The sequence below is a fragment of the Escherichia sp. AM3 genome, from assembly GCF_032029835.1.
In the GTDB taxonomy this organism is placed as follows: Bacteria; Pseudomonadota; Gammaproteobacteria; order Enterobacterales; family Enterobacteriaceae; genus Escherichia; species Escherichia coli.
The window spans coordinates 1-379 of sequence record NZ_JAVUPQ010000642.1 but is presented as its reverse complement, the minus strand read 5'-3'; the positions used below and the strand labels follow the sequence as shown (position 1 = coordinate 379).

Here is a 379-nt window from a genome sequence, read left to right as displayed (position 1 = left end):
CCCCACATTGACGCTGTAGCCCATTCCCACCATCAGTGATTTATGCAGCCCTACCTGTGAGGACTGCAACAACGCCACCGAGGTATTCATAATGCCGCCTACCGTCGTCTGGTAAGCCACACCCACCGTCAGCGCACGAATGATCCCCACCTTTTCAACCTGGTTTGATCCCACTTTGATAATCTGGTTACTACCCACCGTTTCCACCTGGTTGACACCAACCGTCTGTATCTGATTAAGGCCAATGTTCTGGATCTGGTTATTGGTAACGGTGATCGCCTGGTTGTTACCTATTTTTTCGGCATGGTTGTTTATCACATCAGTGGTGCGGTTATTAAGCACCTCGGTGTTCATGTTCTTCTGCGCGTGGATGTAGACC

1 protein-coding gene is annotated in these 379 nt (G+C 50.1%); it reads right to left on the bottom strand.

Features of this window, described 5'->3' with window-relative positions:
* Positions 1-379, bottom strand: a 379-nt coding sequence (locus RTW80_RS27660) for a bacteriophage T4 gp5 trimerisation domain-containing protein (RefSeq protein WP_409415328.1), incomplete at both ends; no start/stop codon positions are given.